Raw genomic sequence first — 17,388 nt, 5'->3', positions numbered from 1 at the left:
TTAGACCTCCCCCATCTCGGACATGGCCTGCAGCACTGATTCGGTGGTGGGCCGGTGGATCTCACCGGTGACCTCCCCGTCGGTGAGCAGAATAACCCGGTCGGCGTAGCTGGCCGCGGTGGGGTCGTGGGTGACCATGATGATGGTCTGGCCTAACTGTCGGGCCGAGTTCTGCAGGAAGGTCAACACCTCGGTTCCGGTGGCGGTATCCAATGCGCCGGTGGGCTCATCGGCGAAGACCACATCCGGGCGGGTCAGTAGCGCGCGGGCGACAGCGACGCGTTGTTGCTGGCCACCGGAGAGCTGGTGGGGTTTATGATTCAGCCGCTCGGTCAGGCCCAGTACCTCGACGATCTGGCGGAACCAGGCGCGATCTGGTGTGGTGCCGGCCAGATCGAGCGGGAGCAGAATATTTTGTTCGGCGCTCAGGGTCGGGACCAGGTTGAAGGCCTGGAAAATGAACCCGACCTTGGACCGGCGCAGGATAGTGAGTTGTTTATCGTTCAGACCGGTGATGATTTCGCCGCCTAAGGCAATTTGGCCGGAGTCGACGGTATCAAGTCCGGCCAGAGCGTGCATCAGGGTCGATTTTCCCGATCCGGAAGGCCCCATGATCGCGGTGAACTCTCCGGGGGCGAAGGAGACGGAAACGTTGTGGAGAGCGGTGACCTGCGTGTTCTCGGAGCCATAGACCTTGGAGAGGTTCTTGGCCGCCACGGCAGGATATTGATGAGTGGGTGCATGATGTTGTGTCATGCTTCTATCCTGCTCGGCCGGGCGGGCAGGCACATCGGCGCCTAGAACGATTCTGCCGACCCCGATCGCACCGGGCCTCCTCCTGCAGGAGGAGGCCACCACGAGCCGGGGTGGGGTGGTGGGGTTAGTACTCGATCACCACGCGACCGTCGATCTTACCGTGGCGCATCTCGTCAAAGATCTCATTGATCTCAGCTAACGGCCGGCGGTGGAAGGTGGGATGGATCTTGCCGGCGGCATAGAACTCCAGGGCCTCCACCATGTCCTGACGGGTGCCGACCACCGAGCCACGGATGGTCAACCCTTTCAGGACAATATCGAAGATCGGGGCCGGGAACTCACCCGGGGGAAGCCCGTGGAAGACGATCGTGCCCCCGCGACGGGCCATATTGATCGCTTGGCCGAACGCGTCGGGGTGAACCGCGGTGACCAGCACGCCGTGAGCGCCACCGATGGTCTGCTGAATCTCGATCGATGGGTCGGCCACGTTGGCGTTGACGGTCAATTCGGCGCCGTGTTGACGAGCCAGGGCGAGTTTGTCATCGGCAATATCCACCGCGGCCACGCGCATGCCCATGGCCACCGCGTACTGCACGGCAATATGGCCCAGCCCGCCGATCCCGGAGATCACGACCCATTGACCGGGTTGGACCTCGCTCCGTTTCAGCCCCTTATACACGGTGACTCCGGCACACAGCACCGGGGCGACTTCATAGGGGTCAGCACCGGCGGGGATCATCGCCGCATAGCGCGTATCGACCAGCATGTATTCGCCAAACGAGCCATCGACGGTGTAGCCACCGTTGTCTTGCTCTTCACACAGGGTCTCCCAGCCGGTGCGGCAGTGCTCGCAGTGCCCGCACGCGCTGAACAGCCAGGCGTTGCCGACCAGATCGCCGATCGAGACATTGGTGACCTGGTCTCCGAGAGCTTCGACCACGCCCACCCCTTCGTGACCGGGGATAAACGGTGGGGAGGGTTTGACCGGCCAGTCGCCTTCGGCGGCGTGTAAGTCGGTGTGGCAGACCCCGGAGGAGATCAGCTTGACCAGTGCTTGGTGGCCGGTGGGGGTGGGTACGCCGGCGTCTTTGACCGTCAGGTCATCGCCGAACTGCGTGACGACGGCGGCCTTCATGGTGGATGCAAGAGGTGTTGGGGGTGTCATGATTTCTCACAGCTCCTGTTCTGATTCGCGGTGACGTCGAACGAGCGACGTCTCGTGGCTGTGATTCTAATCACACGAGAATGCTGAAACGTTGCCCCCAGGTTGCACGGCTAGATAGGCGCTGCAGCACGGCACTGCAACACACGGTAGCAGGGCGCGTGCGGACGGTGCCGTCTGGGCCGGATCCTGTCGGACCAGCCGGATCGTGTCGCGTTAGCGGGAGTTTTGGCGTGTGGCGATTGCTCGCCAGAGGCCATACCCGGCCGGAACAACGATCAGTAGCACCCCCAGAGTGAGGATCAACGGAGAGAGGTGACCGCTGACCAGCCATAACACGCCGGTGGTGATAAGCATGATGACCCCGATCAGAGCCATCAGCACTAAGCCCAGGGTTTTGGGAGAAATTCGGTGGGTTCTCGGGAGCTCTTCGGTGGCCACGTCCTCGGCGCGGGAGGGGTAAGACGGCGGGCTGGGGTGCTCAGCCGGTTGTTGAGCACGGCGAGCAGAACGGCGTGAGGACATACCATTATTCTGCCACGGCTATCTGGTGGCTGTCTTAGTGCTGTGGCACGATACCGGCCCGATAGGCCGCGACCACGGCCTGCACGCGGTCGCGGGCGTGCAGTTTTTGCAAGATCTTGGACACATGGGTTTTCACGGTGGTTTCAGACACGAACAGCACCTCGGCGATCTCCTGATTGGACAGCCCTTCGGCCATTTGGATCAGCACGTCGCGCTCGCGGTTGGTCAAAGTCGCCATCGCCTGATCGAGTTCCTCGTGACAGTGCGGGGTGGCCGGGGAGGGCGTGCGCAGTTCGGTGGCCAGATGGTCGAGCAACCGGCGGGTGGTGGAGGGTGCGATTACCGCGTCGCCGTGGTGCACCGAGCGGATGCCGGACAGGAGTTGGTCGGGTGGGGCATCTTTGAGTAGGAATCCAGAGGCCCCGGCGTCGATGGCCTCCAGCGCGTATTCATCCAGGTCGAAGGTGGTCAGCACCACCACGCGGATCGTCGGGTGTTCGGCTAACAGCCGGCGGGTGGCTTCGATCCCGTTGAGTCCGGGCATGCGGATGTCCATCAACAGCACATCGCAGCCGGCGATGGCCTCGGAGGTCAGGGCCTCAGCGCCGGTGGCGGCTTCGGCGGTGACGGTCAGATCGGGTTGGGAGTTGATCAGCATGCTCAGCCCGGAGCGGATCAGGTGTTGGTCGTCGATAACGCCGATGCTGATGGGTGCTGGGGGAGTGGTCATGCGGTGGCTTTCTGGCGTGGTGGGTGTGTGCGGTGGCGGTGAGGTTGGCGGGTTGCTCTCCCGAGGGCGAGGCTAGTTTTGCTCATAGGGTATCTCTGCGTGCACGCGGAACCCACTACCGTCGTGGCGAGGCCCGGCAGAGAGGATCCCCGAGTACAAATTGAGCCGTTCGCGCATCCCGATCAGCCCGTGGCCGGTGGTGGGGGTCTGGCAGGTCTCGCCCGTTCCGCCGGTGTCATCGATGGTGACCGCGACCCCGGTCGGCCGCCAGCGCACCACGACCGAAGCGCGAGCATCCTCGCCGGCGTGTTTGCCGGTATTGGTCAGCGCCTCTTGCACGGTGCGGTAGATGACTAGTTCGGCACCGGCCGGCAGCGAGCGGGCCGGGGTGCCAGAACTGGTCAGCGTGACGTGTAGCCCGTTCAGCTGCACCGTGGCGATCAGATCGTCAAGGTCGGCCAGGCCGGGCTGGGGAGCGTAGTCGGTGGTCTCGGTATCGCGCAGGACTCCCAGTAGCCCGCGCATCTGATGCAGTGCATCTCGACCAGTATCGGCCACGGTGTCGAGCGTGTCGAGGGCCAGTTGGGGATTGGTGGTGCCGACATACCGGCCGCCATTGGCTTGGGAGATGATCACCTGCAGGGAGTGGGCGATAATGTCGTGCATCTCGCGGGCGATCCGGTTGCGTTCATCGGCGGCAGCCAGCGCACGTTCCTGGGTGGCTTCGACCTCCAGCTGTCGAGCACGATCCTGTAGGCGAGAAACAGCAAGTTTGCGGGTGCGGGCCAGGTCACCGAAAGCCCAGGCAGCCAGGACCAGCAAGGCACAGATCACGGTCAGCATGATCCCGGCGACCACTCGGCTCTCGAAGGTCTCGGTCCCGGCGGCCGGGTAGAGGTAGTAGTCGCCAGTGGTGGAGGTAAAGTCGAGCTGGATGGCTCGTTCCTCCGCGGTCAGCGGGGTCTGTAGTGCGGGATGATCGGCGGTGAGCACGTAGTGTTCGGGGGAGTAGATCACCCGCAACCCGTAGGCGATCGCGGCGAGCACGCCGGTGATCAGGCCGGCCAACGAGGCCCAGCGTGGGGCGTTTTTGGCCAGATTATAGACCATCATTGGGATGATCACCATCGAGGGGATCAGCATCGGGCCCAGAGCCAGTTGAATCAGTCCCAGCACGACCACGACCCCGGCGGCGAAGACCGGAGCGCGTCGACGGATCACCCAGGTGGCCATGTGCAGGGTGGCCAAAATCAACGTGTAGACCCCGATGCCCTCCAGCGGGAGGGCGGGCGGCCAGTACCACAGCTGCCAGAAGGACGGGTCCGAAACCGGCCGGACGTTGCTGGGAAACACCAGCACCAGCCAGATGAGGCCGGCTTGGATGGCATCGTAGGCCATCGGGTGGTTCGTGGAGAACCGATCGAGGATGCGCAACGGGTTCATCATCTCTACCCTAAGGCGTTCCGGCGGGGTGGGGGTACTGTGGTGAGAACGTCGGGACACCGCGTGGCGGTTGACCGCCCCGGTAGGCTCAAGACATGGTTGACAATGATCCCACACCACCCGATCACGCACCACAGCACACGACCATTCCCTGGCACCGACTCAGCGATGGCGGATCGATCCCCGGGATCGGATTTGGCACGCTGGTGCAGTCTCGGCAGTATCAGGCTGCCACCGAACAGGCGATTGCACACGGCTATCGGCTGATCGATACCGCGCTACGCTACGACAATGAGCGCGATGTTGGAGCCGCTGTGCGCGCCAGCGGGGTGGCCCGGCAGAATCTGGTGATCACCACCAAAATCCCGGGGCGATGTCACGGTTATGACACCGCCCGGCAGTCGATCGAAACGTCCCTGGAACGGCTCGGGCTCGACCATATCGATATTGCCTTGATCCATTGGCCACTACCGCGACTGGACCGGTATGTGGAGACCTGGCACTCGATGATCGAAATGCGCTCCCAAGGGCTGATCACCACGATTGGTGTGTCGAATTTTCTGCCCGAGCACCTATTGCGGCTGCATGCCGAGTCGGGGGTGATGCCAGAGATCAACCAGATCGAGATGCACCCGTACTTTCCGCAGGCCGACCAGCGGGCCTTCCACGCTGAGCATCATATCGTCACTGAGTCCTGGTCGCCGTTGGGGCGGGGGACCGCGATCATGCAGGAACCGGTGATCGCCCAGATCGCCGGGGCACACGAGGTTAAGCCGGCCCAGGTGATTTTGCGCTGGCATATCCAACACGATGCGATTCCGTTGCCGGCTTCGTCCTCACCGGAGCATCAGCGGGACAATCTGGCCCTGGACTTCACGCTGACCCCGGAAGAGATGGACCAGATCGATGGCCTGGCCCGGGGCCGGATATCGGGACAGGACCCACGCACCCACGAGGAGTTCTAGACGTTTCACGAGGTGGCGTTGTTGCAACTACGGCATACCGAACTATATGATGGGGTGCGCCGCAACAACAGAGTGTGGTGTTGTGTTGAGATGACAGCACGACAGATCCCCACAGGTTAAGGGAGAAGCATGCAGAAATCACGGGTGGTCACCGCGCTGGCTGCGGGAGTCGTAGCGAGTACCGCGTTGACCGGCTGCAATCTGGACGCGCCGGGAGGCCAAGCTGAGGGAGACCAGCCGGTGGTCCTGACCACGTTCACGGTGCTGGCCGATATGGCCGACAATGTGGCCGGCGACCACCTACAGGTCGAATCGATCACTAAGCCTGGTGCCGAGATTCATGGTTATGAGCCGACTCCCGGCGACATCACGAAAGCCAGTGAGGCAGATCTGATTCTGCACAATGGACTGAATCTCGAGGTGTGGTTCGAGCAGTTCGTCGCCGATGCTGATGCCGACCACGTGGTGGTCACCGAGGGGATCGAGCCGTTGAATATTACCGAAGACGCCGGGGAAGGACTGCCGAATCCGCACGCCTGGATGAGCCCGGAGCTGGCTCAGGTGTACGTGGACAATATGGCCGAGGCGTTTGGAGAACTGGATCCCGATCACGCCGAGGACTATCAGGCCAATGCGGAAGCGTATAAGGAAGAGTTACAGGATATTCAAGACGAGCTGATCGCCGAACTAGACCAGGTGCCCGAACAGCAGCGGGCTCTGGTGACCTGTGAGGGCGCGTTCTCCTATTTGGCCGCCGATGCCGGATTGACCGAGGACTACATTTGGCCGGTGAACGCCGAAGAAGAGGCGACCCCGCAGCAGATTGCTGACACCATCGAGTTTGTCTCCGACAACGATGTGCCGGCGGTGTTCTGCGAGTCCACGGTCAACGATCAGGCAATGCAACAAGTGGTGTCGGCCACCGACGCCGAGTTCGGCGGTACGCTGTATGTTGACTCACTGTCGGAACAGGACGGCCCAGTGCCGACCTACCTGGATCTGCTCCGCCATGATGCGCAGACCATCACTGCCGCGCTGACTGAGGAAGGCGAAGACGCTGCATGACCCCACCCGATGCCACACCGGAGACCTCCTCTGGTTCAGGTAACTCGCCCGGCTGGACAGCACAGCCTGCATTCGAGGTGCACAACGTGAGCGTGCACTATGGGGAGGTGACCGCGTTGAGCGGGGTGAACCTGGTCTTGGGGGCCCGGGGGGTGACCGGTCTGGTGGGTATGAATGGCTCGGGTAAGTCCACGCTGTTCAAAACGATCATGGGGCTGATCCGGCCGACCACGGGGCGGGTGCTGATCGGCGGCGATTCCCCGCAGGTTGCGCGTAAACACGGCACGGTGGCCTATGTCCCCCAGAGCGAAGCGGTGGATTGGGCGTTTCCGATCAGCGTGCGCGAGGTGGTGATGATGGGCCGATACGGGCACATGGGTTTGACCCGACGCCCCGGACCCGATGATCACGCCGCGGTGGATGCGGCCCTGGAACAGGTGCACCTGAGTGATCTGGCTGACCGGCAAATTGGGCAACTCTCCGGCGGGCAGAAGAAGCGCGCTTTCGTGGCCCGTGGCATCGCCCAGGGAGCCGAGATCATGTTGTTGGATGAACCCTTCGCCGGAGTGGATCAGCGCAGCGAAGCCACCATGGTGGCCCTGTTGCGACAGGTAGCAGCCGAAGGGCGCACCGTGCTGGTCTCCAGCCACGATCTGCACGCGCTACCGGAGTTGGCCGATGACGCGGTGCTGTTAATGCGTCGGGTGTTATTCCACGGCCCGGTGGCTGAAGCACTCACGCCCGAAAAACTAGCCCTAGCCTTTGGGCTCCAGGATTCGGGTTCCAGGACAGCAACTCACGGGGATGAACGCGAGGGGATCAACTAGAGGGATGGATCGGTGAACCTTTTCGAATACCTCTCGGAGCTGTTGCTCGGACCACTGCAGTACGAGTTCATGGTCAGGGCACTGATCACCACGGTGACCGCCGCGGTGGTGTGTGCGTTGTTGTCCTGCTGGCTGGTACTGATCGGCTGGTCGCTGATGGGGGACGCAGTCTCCCACGCGGTGCTACCGGGTGTGGTGATCGCCTACATTCTGGGCGCACCTTTCGCCGTAGGGGCCCTGGTCTTCGGGGTGCTGGCGGTGGTACTGATCGGGGTGGTCAACGGCACCTCGCGAGTCAAGGAAGACGCCGCGATCGGGATCGTGTTCACCACACTGTTTGCCCTGGGACTCGTGCTCATCTCGGTGACCCCGTCCCACACGGACCTGGGCCACATCATTTTCGGCAATATTCTCGGGGTCTCCCCGGCTGATCTGACGCAGATCATCATTCTGGCTGCGATCGCGCTGGCGGTGCTGTTGCTCAAACGGCGGGATCTGACGCTATACGCCTTCGATGCGGTACACGCGCATGCCATCGGACTCAACCCGCGGTTGTTGGGCGCCATCTTGCTGGGGCTATTAGCTCTGACCGCGGTGGTCGCCCTGCAGGTGGTCGGGGTGATCCTGGTGGTGGCGATGTTGATCATCCCCGGGGCGACGGCCTATCTGCTCACCAACCGGTTTTCCCGGATGCTGATCATCGCCCCGACGATATCAGCGCTCGCCTCGGTGGCGGGACTGTATGCCAGCTACTGGATCGATGTCTCCCCAGGTGGGCTGGTGGTGCTGTTACAGGGGCTGGTGTTTGCGGTGGTGTACTTCTTCGCCCCGCGCCAGGGGTTAATCACCCGCTGGGTCAGGCATCGACGAGTTCAACGCTCCACGTCTGACCCGGCGCAAGTTGCTGCTGCTGGTCCTGAACGATGACATCCAGCGGGTGCGAGGCCGCATCGAGGAGTGTCAGCTCGGCGCGTTCGTGGGTGAGCTCGACGACCAGCGGCTGGCGCTGGACCAGGAGCGAGAATTTCACACCGGGTAGCTCCTCGGGCAGCTGCGGATTCAGCCGGAGCATGTTGCCACGGGTCTCGACCCCGGCGTAGCCACGGATCACCATATCCACACTGCCGGCCATCAGGCCCAGGTGCACGCCCTCACGGGTGGTGCCGCCCTGCGTGTCGGAGAGATCAACTTCCATCCCCTCGGTGAACAGCTTCCAGGAGTTCGACCGATCGATCCGGGCCGCCACCCAGCCGTGCACCAGCCGGGAGAGTGAGGAGCCGTGGGAGGTGCGGTGCAGATAGTAGTCCACGGTGGCCTCGTGGTCCTCGACGGTGTACTCGTAGCCCAGGCGGGAGAGCATGTCGTAGAGCTCTTCGGCCGAGAACAGGTAGGTCAGCATCAGTGTATCGGCCTGTTTGGAGAGCTTATACCGGTTGGTGGTATCACCTTCGGCCTGCAAAATCAGATCCAGCCGTCCGATATTGCCGTACTTGGCCCGGTAGCCCTCCCAATCGAATTCCAAGAGGTCCTGGTAACCCTCAAACTGGGCGATAATGTGTCGGCCGGAGACCTCCATGAAGGGCACGGTGAGTTTCGAGGCGACATCTTCCCAGGAGGCAACTTCTTCCACAAACAGGTCGAGCCAGTTGCCGACCGGGTCGTTGCGCTTTTCCAGATAGCGCAACCACTCGATGGTGGATTGCAACACCCACGCCAGCAACATATTGGTGTAGGCGTTATTGCTCAGTCCGGATCCGGGGGTATCGGGGTAGCCGTCGTGGTACTCATCCGGTCCCATCACCCCGTGGATCGAGTACCGGTCGGTGGCGGGATCATAGCTGGTTAGCGAGACGAAGAACCGGCAGATCTCGACCAGCATTTCGGCCCCGTAGTCGGAGAGGAAGGACTCATCGTGGGTGGCCTCCAGGTAGCGCAATACCGAGTAGGCGATCGCTAGTGAGACGTGGCGTTGCCGGTGGGAATTATCCGGCATCCACATCTGCGAACGGGGGTTCCACAATTCGGTGGGGGTCTCTTCTCGGCCGTCGGAGCCGGATTGCCAGGGGTACATCGCCCCGTCGTAGCCTTCGGCGGCGGCCATGGCGCGGGCTTCACCCAGCCGGCGGTAGCGGTAGAGCAACAGCCCACGGGTGTATTCCGGCCGGCGCAGGATCAGCATCGGGTGGATGTAGAGCTCATCCCAGAACAGGTGCCCACGATAGCCCTCACCGTGTAGCCCACGGGCCGGCACCGAGGCATCGAGTTCTTCACGGTTACCGAACACGGTCTGCAGCACATGGAAGGTGTGGACGTTCAACGCCAGCTGGTGGCGCAACAGCGGCCGGTCGGAGGCCATGGTGTCCACCGGGGCGGTGCGGGTAATGTCGATGGGCCGACCGAAGTCGATCTCGACGGCAAATTTCGACCACAGCACGCCCCACATCTTCTCGTGGTAGCTGAGCAGATCGCGGAAACTCTTCACCCGGTTGATCCGTTTGCTGGAGTTGATCGCCGGGGTGGAGATCGCGTGATCACGCGAGGTGGTCATCGCTGCGATCTTTTCTAGGGAGAGTTTTTCGCCCGCGGTGACCTGCAGGTCGATCTCGTGGCCGATGGTCAGCTCATCGGCGCCGGTGATCAGATTGCGGGAGAGCTCCGGGGAGTACTCGGCGTTGTGCGCGCTGGATCCCGGTGAGCCCGGGGTGAGCCGGGTGCGGGTGGCGATGGCAACATGCACCTGAGATTGGGAGGTGACGGTTTCCAGTAGTACCGTCTCGGGGTCCAGGGTCTCGGCGGTGACCGGTTCCCAGTGACGGTTGGCCAGCTGTAGATCGTCGGTGACGTTCTGATTGGCCACCCGGCCGTTGATCCCGGAGCGGACCTGGACCCGACCGGACCAGTTCTCGGCGGTGATCTTGATCTGCATAGCGGCCAGGTTCTCCCCGGCCATGGACTGGAACTGGCGGGTGGTGACCTCGGTGATCCGGCCCGAGGCGGTGCGGTAACGGATGGTGCGACTCAGCAGCCCGCGACGCAGATCCAGATGTTGGTGGTAGTCTTCCAGGCTCAGCGACGGGTTCGTCGGGGAGAGCAGAGTGCCCTGGTCGTCGGTAATGGTCACATAGGTCCAGTCGGGCAGGTTGACCATGTGCTCGGTTTCGACCACGTGACCCTGCAGGTCGGTGGTGAGCCGGTTGAACACTCCGGCGGCGTAGGAGCCGGGGTAGTGTACCTCGGAGGCCAGGGTGCCCGGCACCGAGCCACGAGTGCCCCAATACCCATTCGCCAGGGTGCACAGGGCCTCACGGGTGCCCTCATTCTCGGGTTCGTAGCCGGTGAAGTTCAGCACCCAGCGGGAGTCCATATCGTGGGTGACGCGACGGTCGAGTTTCAGCGAGGTCAGATCGTCGGTGACGATGTGGGCGCCAGCTTCAGCCAGTCGGCCGGGATCCTGTAGCCGATCGACCCCGATCACCAGGCCGAATTCTCCGGCCGTAGCAGCGGTGACCCCGGAAACGGCGTCTTCGAGCACCACCATATCTTCGGGTTCCAGCCCCATCTCATCAGCGGCGCGCAAGAACATCGCCGGGGCGGGTTTGCCCTCGAGATCTTCAGCTAAGGCGGTGTTGCCGTCAACGATGACATCGAAGTAGTCGATCACGCCACCGGCGGTGAGCACATTGGGCGCGTTGCGCGAAGAGGAGACGATCGCGGTGGGAATGCGCTCGTGGCGAAGTTTGTCGAGCACCTCGGTGGCGTCGGCGAAGACCTCCACACCGTCTAAGGCCAGCACCTTGTCGAAAAAGGACTGCTTGAGCTCGGCCAGTCCTTGCACGGTGAGCTCGCCTTCGAAATCGGCAGCGGCTTCGGGCGTGATAGTTTCGGCGTCCTCACCGATGTGGGCGCGTTCGGGCACGGACAGATCGCGGGAGGCAAAAAAGTTACGCACGCCATCCTCGCGGGGCATGCCGTCGACGAACTGCAGGTAGTCGGAGTCAACATCGAATTCTCGCAACCGGTTGGGGTCGGCGATGACGACCTCGCGGTTCATCTCCAGCTGGCCGACCGCCGGCAGGGCCTGGTCAAACAGTTTCTTCCACGCTTCGGCATGAACCTGGACAGTTTTGGTAACCACCCCATCCATATCGAAGATCACGCCACGATAGTGACGCAGTCCGTGACGTCCAACAGAGGAGGTGACCTGATTCGAGGTGCTCAGTGGATGCATGATTCCATCGTAGGGTCAATCAACCCACCTGGCGGAAGAACTGCCGTGCGCCAGGTGGGTTGTGGTACGCCGTGATGATGTTCACAGCCGGATCAGCCGGTGCGCTTAGGCGGTGAGGGCGTTTTTGGTGTTCTTCCGGCGCCAGATCTGTAGCCCAGCCACGATCGCGATCACGGCGAGCCCACCCAGCGAGCTGAGGATCTCGGGGAAGATCAGCAGAATACCGCCGGCGATCAGGGTGACCGATTCCCACCAGTGAGACCGGTCGAGGAAGTAGCCGGCCGTGGCTGCTGCCAGGGCGGTCATCCCGATGATCACGAACACCAGCGTGCGTAGGAAGGTCAGGATCCCGTCGTCGCCCTGGAAGAGCAGGGCGGGTTCGAAGGCGAAGACGAACGGCACCATAAATCCAGCGATGGCCACGCGCAGGGCGGTAACGCCCGAGACCAGCGGGTTGGAGCCGGCAATCCCCGAGGCCGCGTAGGCGGCCAAACACACCGGTGGAGTGATATCGGCCAGCAAGCCGAAGTAGAACACGAACAGGTGGGCGGCCAGTACGGGCACATCGAAGGTTTCGATCAGGATCGGGGCGGCCACCGAGGCGGTGACCACGTAGTTGGCGGTGGTAGGCAACCCCATGCCCAGCACTAGGCAGGCGATGGCGGTATAGACCAACACCAACAGGAAGCTCCCGCCGGCCAGGGTGAGGATCCCATTGGAGATCTGACCCCCTAGCCCGGTGGCGTTAACGGTGCCGGCAACCATTCCTGCCGAAGCGCAGGCGGCGATCACCGGCAGGGCTGCCTTCGCACCGTCTTCCAAACACAGCACGAGTTCTTTCAGGTTCATCCGGGTCGAGGCGCGCAACAGCGAAATGATCAAGGTGGCTGCCAGGCCCCACAGGGCCGCATTGGCCGGGGTGCGACCGGCCAGCATCAGCCCGATGATTACCGCCAGCGGTAGCAACATGTCGACCTTGCGGGCCAGCAGTTTCCATGCCGGGAGATAATCGGAGTCCAGACCGCGGATTTTGTACCGCTTGGCTTCGTAGTGCACCGAGAGCATTGCGCCCAAGAAATACAGTACCGCCGGGACAATGGCGATCACGATGATGGTCTGATACGGGATCCCGGTGTATTCGGCCATGATGAACACCGCGGCACCCATGATCGGGGGCATGATCTGACCACCGGTGGAGGCGGTGGCCTCGGTCGCGGCAGCGAAGGTGGGTTTGAAGCCAATGCGTTTCATCAGCGGGATCGTGAAGGAACCGGAGGCCACGGTGTTGGCCACCGAGGAACCGGTGACAGTACCCTGCATGGCCGAGGCCACCACCGCGGCCTTGGCCGGACCGCCGGTAAACCGGCCGGTGAGTTTGGTGGCTAGCGAGTTGAAATAGGCTCCGATATCGGTCTTCAGCAGTAGCACACCAAAGAGCAGGAACAGGAACACGAAGGTCGAAGACACCTGGATCGGGGTGCCAAAGATCGACCGGGTGGTGAAGAAGGTCTGTTCGACCACATTGTCCAGCGAGGAGCCGGCGTGGTCGAACACTGGAACGAGATCGCCGCGCCAGAAGTACAGCAGGGCACAGATCGCGATGATGACAATCGGTAGACCCACGCAACGACGGGTGGCTTCCAGGATCAGGATGATACCGGCTGCGGCGACGAAGGTATCGAGGTTGGAGTAACCGAATAGTTGCACGTCGACGCTGGTGATGTAGTCGTAGCGGTAGACCAGGTACCCGAAGACGGCCAGACAGCCCAGAGCCAGGACCGTATCCACCCCCAGGGAGGTGAAGTACGCCCAGGACCGGGTGTTGGCCTTGATGCCAAGCTTTTTGTGGATCGGATACAGCAGGTAAATCATCGCCATGGCCGATCCGACGTGGATGGCACCTTGGATCAGGATGGGGCGGGAGCCAGCGAGTGCGGTATAGAGCTGGAAGATGGTCAGACAAGCGCCGACGATAAAGACCAGAATGCGCCACAGGCCCATCTCGCTGTTGAGTCGGTAGCGGGCGGCGACGTCGTGTTCGCGCAGGACCTGTTCGGCGGCCTCGGCGTTGGCCGCGGAGTCGCTCTGGCCTTGTTGCAGAGCTTCGACTTCTGCGGCGGTGAGAACAGCGGAGGGTTGCTGCTCCTGGGTGGAGGAGGGGTCAGGTTGTTGCGCCACGGCGTATCCCTTCAGACTGAAACCTGATCGTCAGTGGTGTCGACGATGTACCAAGTGCTCGAGAGCACTGCATGAGCATGAGTGATGAGGTGGGGACCGGTATCGGCCACGCCGGACCATCAACGCCAATCGCCCGGTTGCGAGAAACACGCTGGTCGTTGATGGCCCGGTGGTGAATGGTCGATGGGTGGTTTACTCTTCGTCTGCTCCGTCCTCGTCAGCGTCATCGCCACCGTCGCCGCCGTTAGCGGAGGCGCCGACCTCGTCGAAGTACTTCTGAGCACCGGGGTGAACCGGAATATCCCCCACGCCCAGCAGTCCGTCTTCAGCGTTGATCAGATCAGCCTGGGGTAAGGAAATATCATCGGCGTTTTCGTAGACAGTCTTGGTGAGCTCGTAGGCATCGTCCTCGCTGATCTGGCTGGTGGAGCCCAGCAACGCAGCGTAGACGGTCACGGTGAGCACATCGTCTTCGACGAAGTCGTAGGTGCCGGCTTCGATGGTGTAGGTCTCGAACAGTGTGTCGCCGGCGATGGCGTCAGCTTCTTCTTGATCCAGGGAGACCAGCTTCACATCATTGGTGGAAGCCAGTTCTTGCAGACTGGCCGCCGGAACACCCAGAATTTCGATGGAGGCGTCAATGTGGCCATCCTGTAGCAGGGAACGACCCTCGGTGAAACCTTCTTCATAGGCCTCATAGTCGCCCTCTTCCAGGCCGTAGGCTTCCAGGATCTCTAGGGCCACAGCGCGGGTACCGGAGCCGGGGGCACCGATGCCGACTCGCTTACCCTCCAGGTCCGAGATGGTGTCGATGCCGTTGCCTTCCAGGGTGATCACCTGAGCGGCTTCGGGGTAGAGCTGACCGATCCAGGCCACGTTCTCGATCCCGCCTTCAGCGCCCTCGAACTGGCCGGTGCCGGAAATGGCTTCCTGGGCGGTGTTGTTCTGGGAGAAGCCCAGCTGAGCAGAACCGTTGTTAATACGACCAATGTTGTCGGCGGACCCATCGGTTTCGATGGCGTCCAAGCTCAGATCGGTGTTCTGACCGATGACGTTGGCGTACTCGTTGCCCAGCGGGAAATACACGCCAGACGACGAGCCGGTGGCGAAGGTGATGTCCTGGGTATATTCGGCGTCGCCGCCACCACCGTTACCGCCTTCGTCGCCACAGGCAGTCAGCGCCAAGGCGGCCACTGCCGTGGCTGCCACCACTTTCAGCGAGGTGAATGCTTTCATGAGTTCTCTCCTATGGTGTGAGGTGAGTGGACAATTCGGAATAGTGTGAGGGGTCTTCAGTTCTCAGAGCAGTGCCGCCGGCCAGCTGTGGGCCATCGGTTGGTTCGTCCCGCCCTGATCCAAACGCAAGGGCCAGTCTGGGGAAAACAGGCTGGGGTCTTCGCGCGGTGCCCGCAGGACCGTGAACGTCTCGTGGCCGGTGACTCCGTAGACGCCGGGTTGGGCCAGGGAGTTATAGCTGAACGGGTTGGAGGGGTAGTAGGCTCCCGTATCGGGAAAGACCAGGATGTCGCCCTGTTCGACGCGGGGGAGTTGGATGCGGTGGGCAACCACATCGCCGGAGAAACAGCAGGGGCCGGCTACATCGTGTTGCTGGGTGCGCTCTGGATCACGCGGTGCCGCGGTGGGGTCGAGGACTTCGACGCGTAAGGGCCAGGCGGCGGGCATGAAAATGGTGCGGGTAGCGACCTGAGCTCCGGCGTGGGAAATCGCGATCCGGCGATCGCCGGCGTCCTTGGTGTACTCCACGAAGGAGGCGATGAAGCCGTGCTTGGCCAGAATCGAGCGACCAAATTCCGTCTTGACGGTGAACTCACCGCTGAACAGCAACGGTGCGTGTTCGGCCAGAAGATGTGCGTAATCGGTGAAGGTGGGGGTGCGCTCATCGGAACCGAAGTTCACCGGGAGCCCACCGCCAATATCGAGGGTGTGAACTTGGGTGCGACCGACCCGTTCATTGATCTCGGTGGCCAGTTCGCTCAGCAACTTGGCGCCGGTAACCATCGAGTCCAAAGACATGCCCTGAGATCCCACGTGGCAGTGCAACTGGTTCAGCCACGGGTGATCGAGATAGGCCTGGATGAGCTCCTGCCGGTTGGTGCCGGTCTTCAGCGCGACACCGAACTTGGAGTAATCAGAGGCAGTGCTCATCTCTTTGATACTGCCGGCCCCGATTTGCGGATTAACGCGGAAGCCCAGCTGGGAGGTGGACTCGATCTGGTCTTTCAGCTCGCGGATGCGGTCGAACTCCTGGAAGTTGTCGATATTGATCGACACGCCCAGCTGGAGGGCGGAAGCTAGTTCGCGACGAGTTTTGGCCGGGGAATCAAACACGATCCGGCCGGGATCGATGCCGGTGGACAGTGCCACGGCCAGTTCACCGTCGGAGGCAACTTCGGTGGCCAGCCCCATCTGTACCAGGCCGGAGACCACGGTGGGAATCGAGTTGGCTTTGACCGCGAAGCAGTGAGAAACCGGCACATGGGTGGGGAAAGCGTGTAAGAGCTCATCGACGCCGGTGCGCACCGAGTCCCAGTCGATAAACGCTGCGATCGGTGCCGTATCCGGATCCAGTAGGCCCTGGTCGCGGGCCTCGGAAATGATCCGGTGGCGATCACGAGCGAGTAATGACATGGTGGTGTTTTCCTTCCCCGCGGGGTGAGTGATCAAGACATCAGTTGTTGGCAGGATATGATACAAATTACAGATCATACATCATCCTTAAAGGATGATTTATCTCTGCGTGAAGGTGGTATGAACCCGAGGTGACGGAGGATCGTATGGATTCGGCATCGAGACAGGCTCGGCTGATGGTGGTGGAAGACCACCCTGTGGTCGCACTCGGGCTGATCCATATTTTCTCCGATGAGCCAGATCTGCAGGTGGTCGCTCAAGCCAGCTCGAGCCGGGAAGCGCTGAAGATGATCGGCCAGGAAAACCCAGATTTGGTGATTGTACCCATGCGTTTAGACGGGGAGCTGGCCGGGTTGGGGCTGTCGCAGCGGATCAAGGAACGTCGCCCGGGCACGAAGGTGCTGATTTTTAGTAGTTATTTTTCGGCCGAGGAGATCGGGCTGGCCTATCTTAGTGGGGCCGATAGTTATTTGGTGAAGTATCAGTCGCCGCAGGCGCTCGTGGATACCGTGCGGGCGACATTGGCCGGCCAGCGGGTGTGGACTGAGCCACTGGCGGGGGCACAGTTCACGGAGATCATCACCGATGTGTGTGAGTCGGCCGCACTGACTCGACGAGAAACCGAAGTGCTCGGGTTGATGGTCAGACGGCTGGGCAATGAGGAGATCGCCCGGAAGTTGGTGATCTCGTTATCGACAGTGAAATCGCATGTCTCCCGGGTGCTACACAAGCTGGGTTACCGGGATCGGAAAGAGCTGATGGCTGATGTGGTGGTGCAAAGCAACCGAGTCAGCCGGTGAGAGGCTTGAGGACGAGCTGAAAAGAGTCGTACGACAAGAAATACAGCGAACGGGAAAGGA

The 17,388-nt window shown here is 61.9% G+C and carries 14 protein-coding genes; 5 read left to right on the top strand and 9 right to left on the bottom strand.

What is annotated here, in order from left to right; genetic code table 11:
• From DCC25_RS05235 to DCC25_RS05215, 5 genes are all read right to left on the bottom strand, one after another.
• Window positions 1–756, bottom strand: a complete 756-nt coding sequence (locus tag DCC25_RS05235) for an ABC transporter ATP-binding protein (RefSeq protein ID WP_110100874.1) — start codon at window positions 754–756, stop codon at window positions 1–3.
• 124 nt (window positions 757–880) lie between these two features.
• Window positions 881–1,921: an alcohol dehydrogenase AdhP gene (adhP, locus tag DCC25_RS05230; RefSeq protein WP_110100873.1), complete on the bottom strand. Its 1,041-nt coding sequence runs from the start codon at window positions 1,919–1,921 to the stop codon at window positions 881–883.
• A gap of 213 nt (window positions 1,922–2,134) precedes the next feature.
• Window positions 2,135–2,443, bottom strand: a complete 309-nt coding sequence (locus DCC25_RS05225) for a hypothetical protein (RefSeq protein WP_110100872.1) — start codon at window positions 2,441–2,443, stop codon at window positions 2,135–2,137.
• Between the two features lie 34 nt (window positions 2,444–2,477).
• Window positions 2,478–3,173 (bottom strand): response regulator transcription factor, encoded by a 696-nt coding sequence (locus DCC25_RS05220; protein ID WP_199445874.1) that lies wholly within the window; start codon window positions 3,171–3,173, stop codon window positions 2,478–2,480.
• A 72-nt stretch (window positions 3,174–3,245) separates the two neighbouring features.
• Window positions 3,246–4,619 carry a sensor histidine kinase gene (locus DCC25_RS05215; RefSeq protein WP_110100871.1) on the bottom strand — a complete coding sequence of 458 codons (1,374 nt, stop codon included), beginning with the start codon at window positions 4,617–4,619 and terminating at the stop codon, window positions 3,246–3,248.
• Between the two features lie 92 nt (window positions 4,620–4,711).
• On the opposite strand from DCC25_RS05215, the gene DCC25_RS05210 reads away from it, so the two are divergent.
• From DCC25_RS05210 to DCC25_RS05195, 4 genes are all read left to right on the top strand, one after another.
• Window positions 4,712–5,581, top strand: a complete 870-nt coding sequence (locus DCC25_RS05210; RefSeq protein ID WP_110098849.1) for an aldo/keto reductase — start codon at window positions 4,712–4,714, stop codon at window positions 5,579–5,581.
• Window positions 5,582–5,710: 129 nt separating this feature from the next.
• The gene (locus DCC25_RS05205; RefSeq protein WP_110100870.1) at window positions 5,711–6,646 is read left to right on the top strand and encodes a metal ABC transporter substrate-binding protein; all 936 of its coding nucleotides are present in this window, start codon (window positions 5,711–5,713) and stop codon (window positions 6,644–6,646) included.
• Window positions 6,643–7,473 carry a metal ABC transporter ATP-binding protein gene (locus DCC25_RS05200; RefSeq protein ID WP_110100869.1) on the top strand — a complete coding sequence of 277 codons (831 nt, stop codon included), beginning with the start codon at window positions 6,643–6,645 and terminating at the stop codon, window positions 7,471–7,473. The genes DCC25_RS05205 and DCC25_RS05200 overlap by 4 nt, the downstream gene beginning before the upstream one ends.
• Window positions 7,474–7,542: 69 nt before the next feature.
• Complete coding sequence (locus DCC25_RS05195; protein WP_110100961.1) at window positions 7,543–8,400, top strand: metal ABC transporter permease; 858 nt, start codon at window positions 7,543–7,545, stop codon at window positions 8,398–8,400.
• Here DCC25_RS05195 and DCC25_RS05190 read toward each other — a convergent pair.
• From DCC25_RS05190 to DCC25_RS05175, 4 genes are all read right to left on the bottom strand, one after another.
• The gene (locus DCC25_RS05190; protein ID WP_110100868.1) at window positions 8,330–11,701 is read right to left on the bottom strand and encodes a beta-phosphoglucomutase family hydrolase; all 3,372 of its coding nucleotides are present in this window, start codon (window positions 11,699–11,701) and stop codon (window positions 8,330–8,332) included. The two genes, DCC25_RS05195 and DCC25_RS05190, sit on opposite strands and share 71 nt — an antisense overlap.
• A 105-nt stretch (window positions 11,702–11,806) precedes the next feature.
• Window positions 11,807–13,879, bottom strand: a complete 2,073-nt coding sequence (locus DCC25_RS05185; protein WP_233487911.1) for a TRAP transporter permease — start codon at window positions 13,877–13,879, stop codon at window positions 11,807–11,809.
• 192 nt (window positions 13,880–14,071) lie between these two features.
• On the bottom strand, window positions 14,072–15,115 hold the full coding sequence (locus tag DCC25_RS05180; RefSeq protein WP_110100867.1) for a TAXI family TRAP transporter solute-binding subunit: 1,044 nt from the start codon (window positions 15,113–15,115) through the stop codon (window positions 14,072–14,074).
• Between the two features lie 63 nt (window positions 15,116–15,178).
• Window positions 15,179–16,528, bottom strand: a complete 1,350-nt coding sequence (locus DCC25_RS05175) for a diaminopimelate decarboxylase (RefSeq protein ID WP_158524729.1) — start codon at window positions 16,526–16,528, stop codon at window positions 15,179–15,181.
• A 131-nt stretch (window positions 16,529–16,659) separates the two neighbouring features.
• Here DCC25_RS05175 and DCC25_RS05170 point away from each other — a divergent pair, with 131 nt between their 5' ends.
• Window positions 16,660–17,328, top strand: coding sequence for a response regulator transcription factor (locus DCC25_RS05170; protein ID WP_158524728.1), 669 nt, complete (start codon window positions 16,660–16,662; stop codon window positions 17,326–17,328).
• The last annotated feature ends 60 nt before the right edge of the window (window positions 17,329–17,388 follow it).

Source organism: Auritidibacter sp. NML120636 (assembly GCF_003185945.1).
In the GTDB taxonomy this organism is placed as follows: Bacteria; Actinomycetota; Actinomycetes; order Actinomycetales; family Micrococcaceae; genus Auritidibacter; species Auritidibacter ignavus.
Note: the sequence above shows the minus strand (reverse complement) of the source record. Positions and strands in the feature narration are given on the sequence as shown.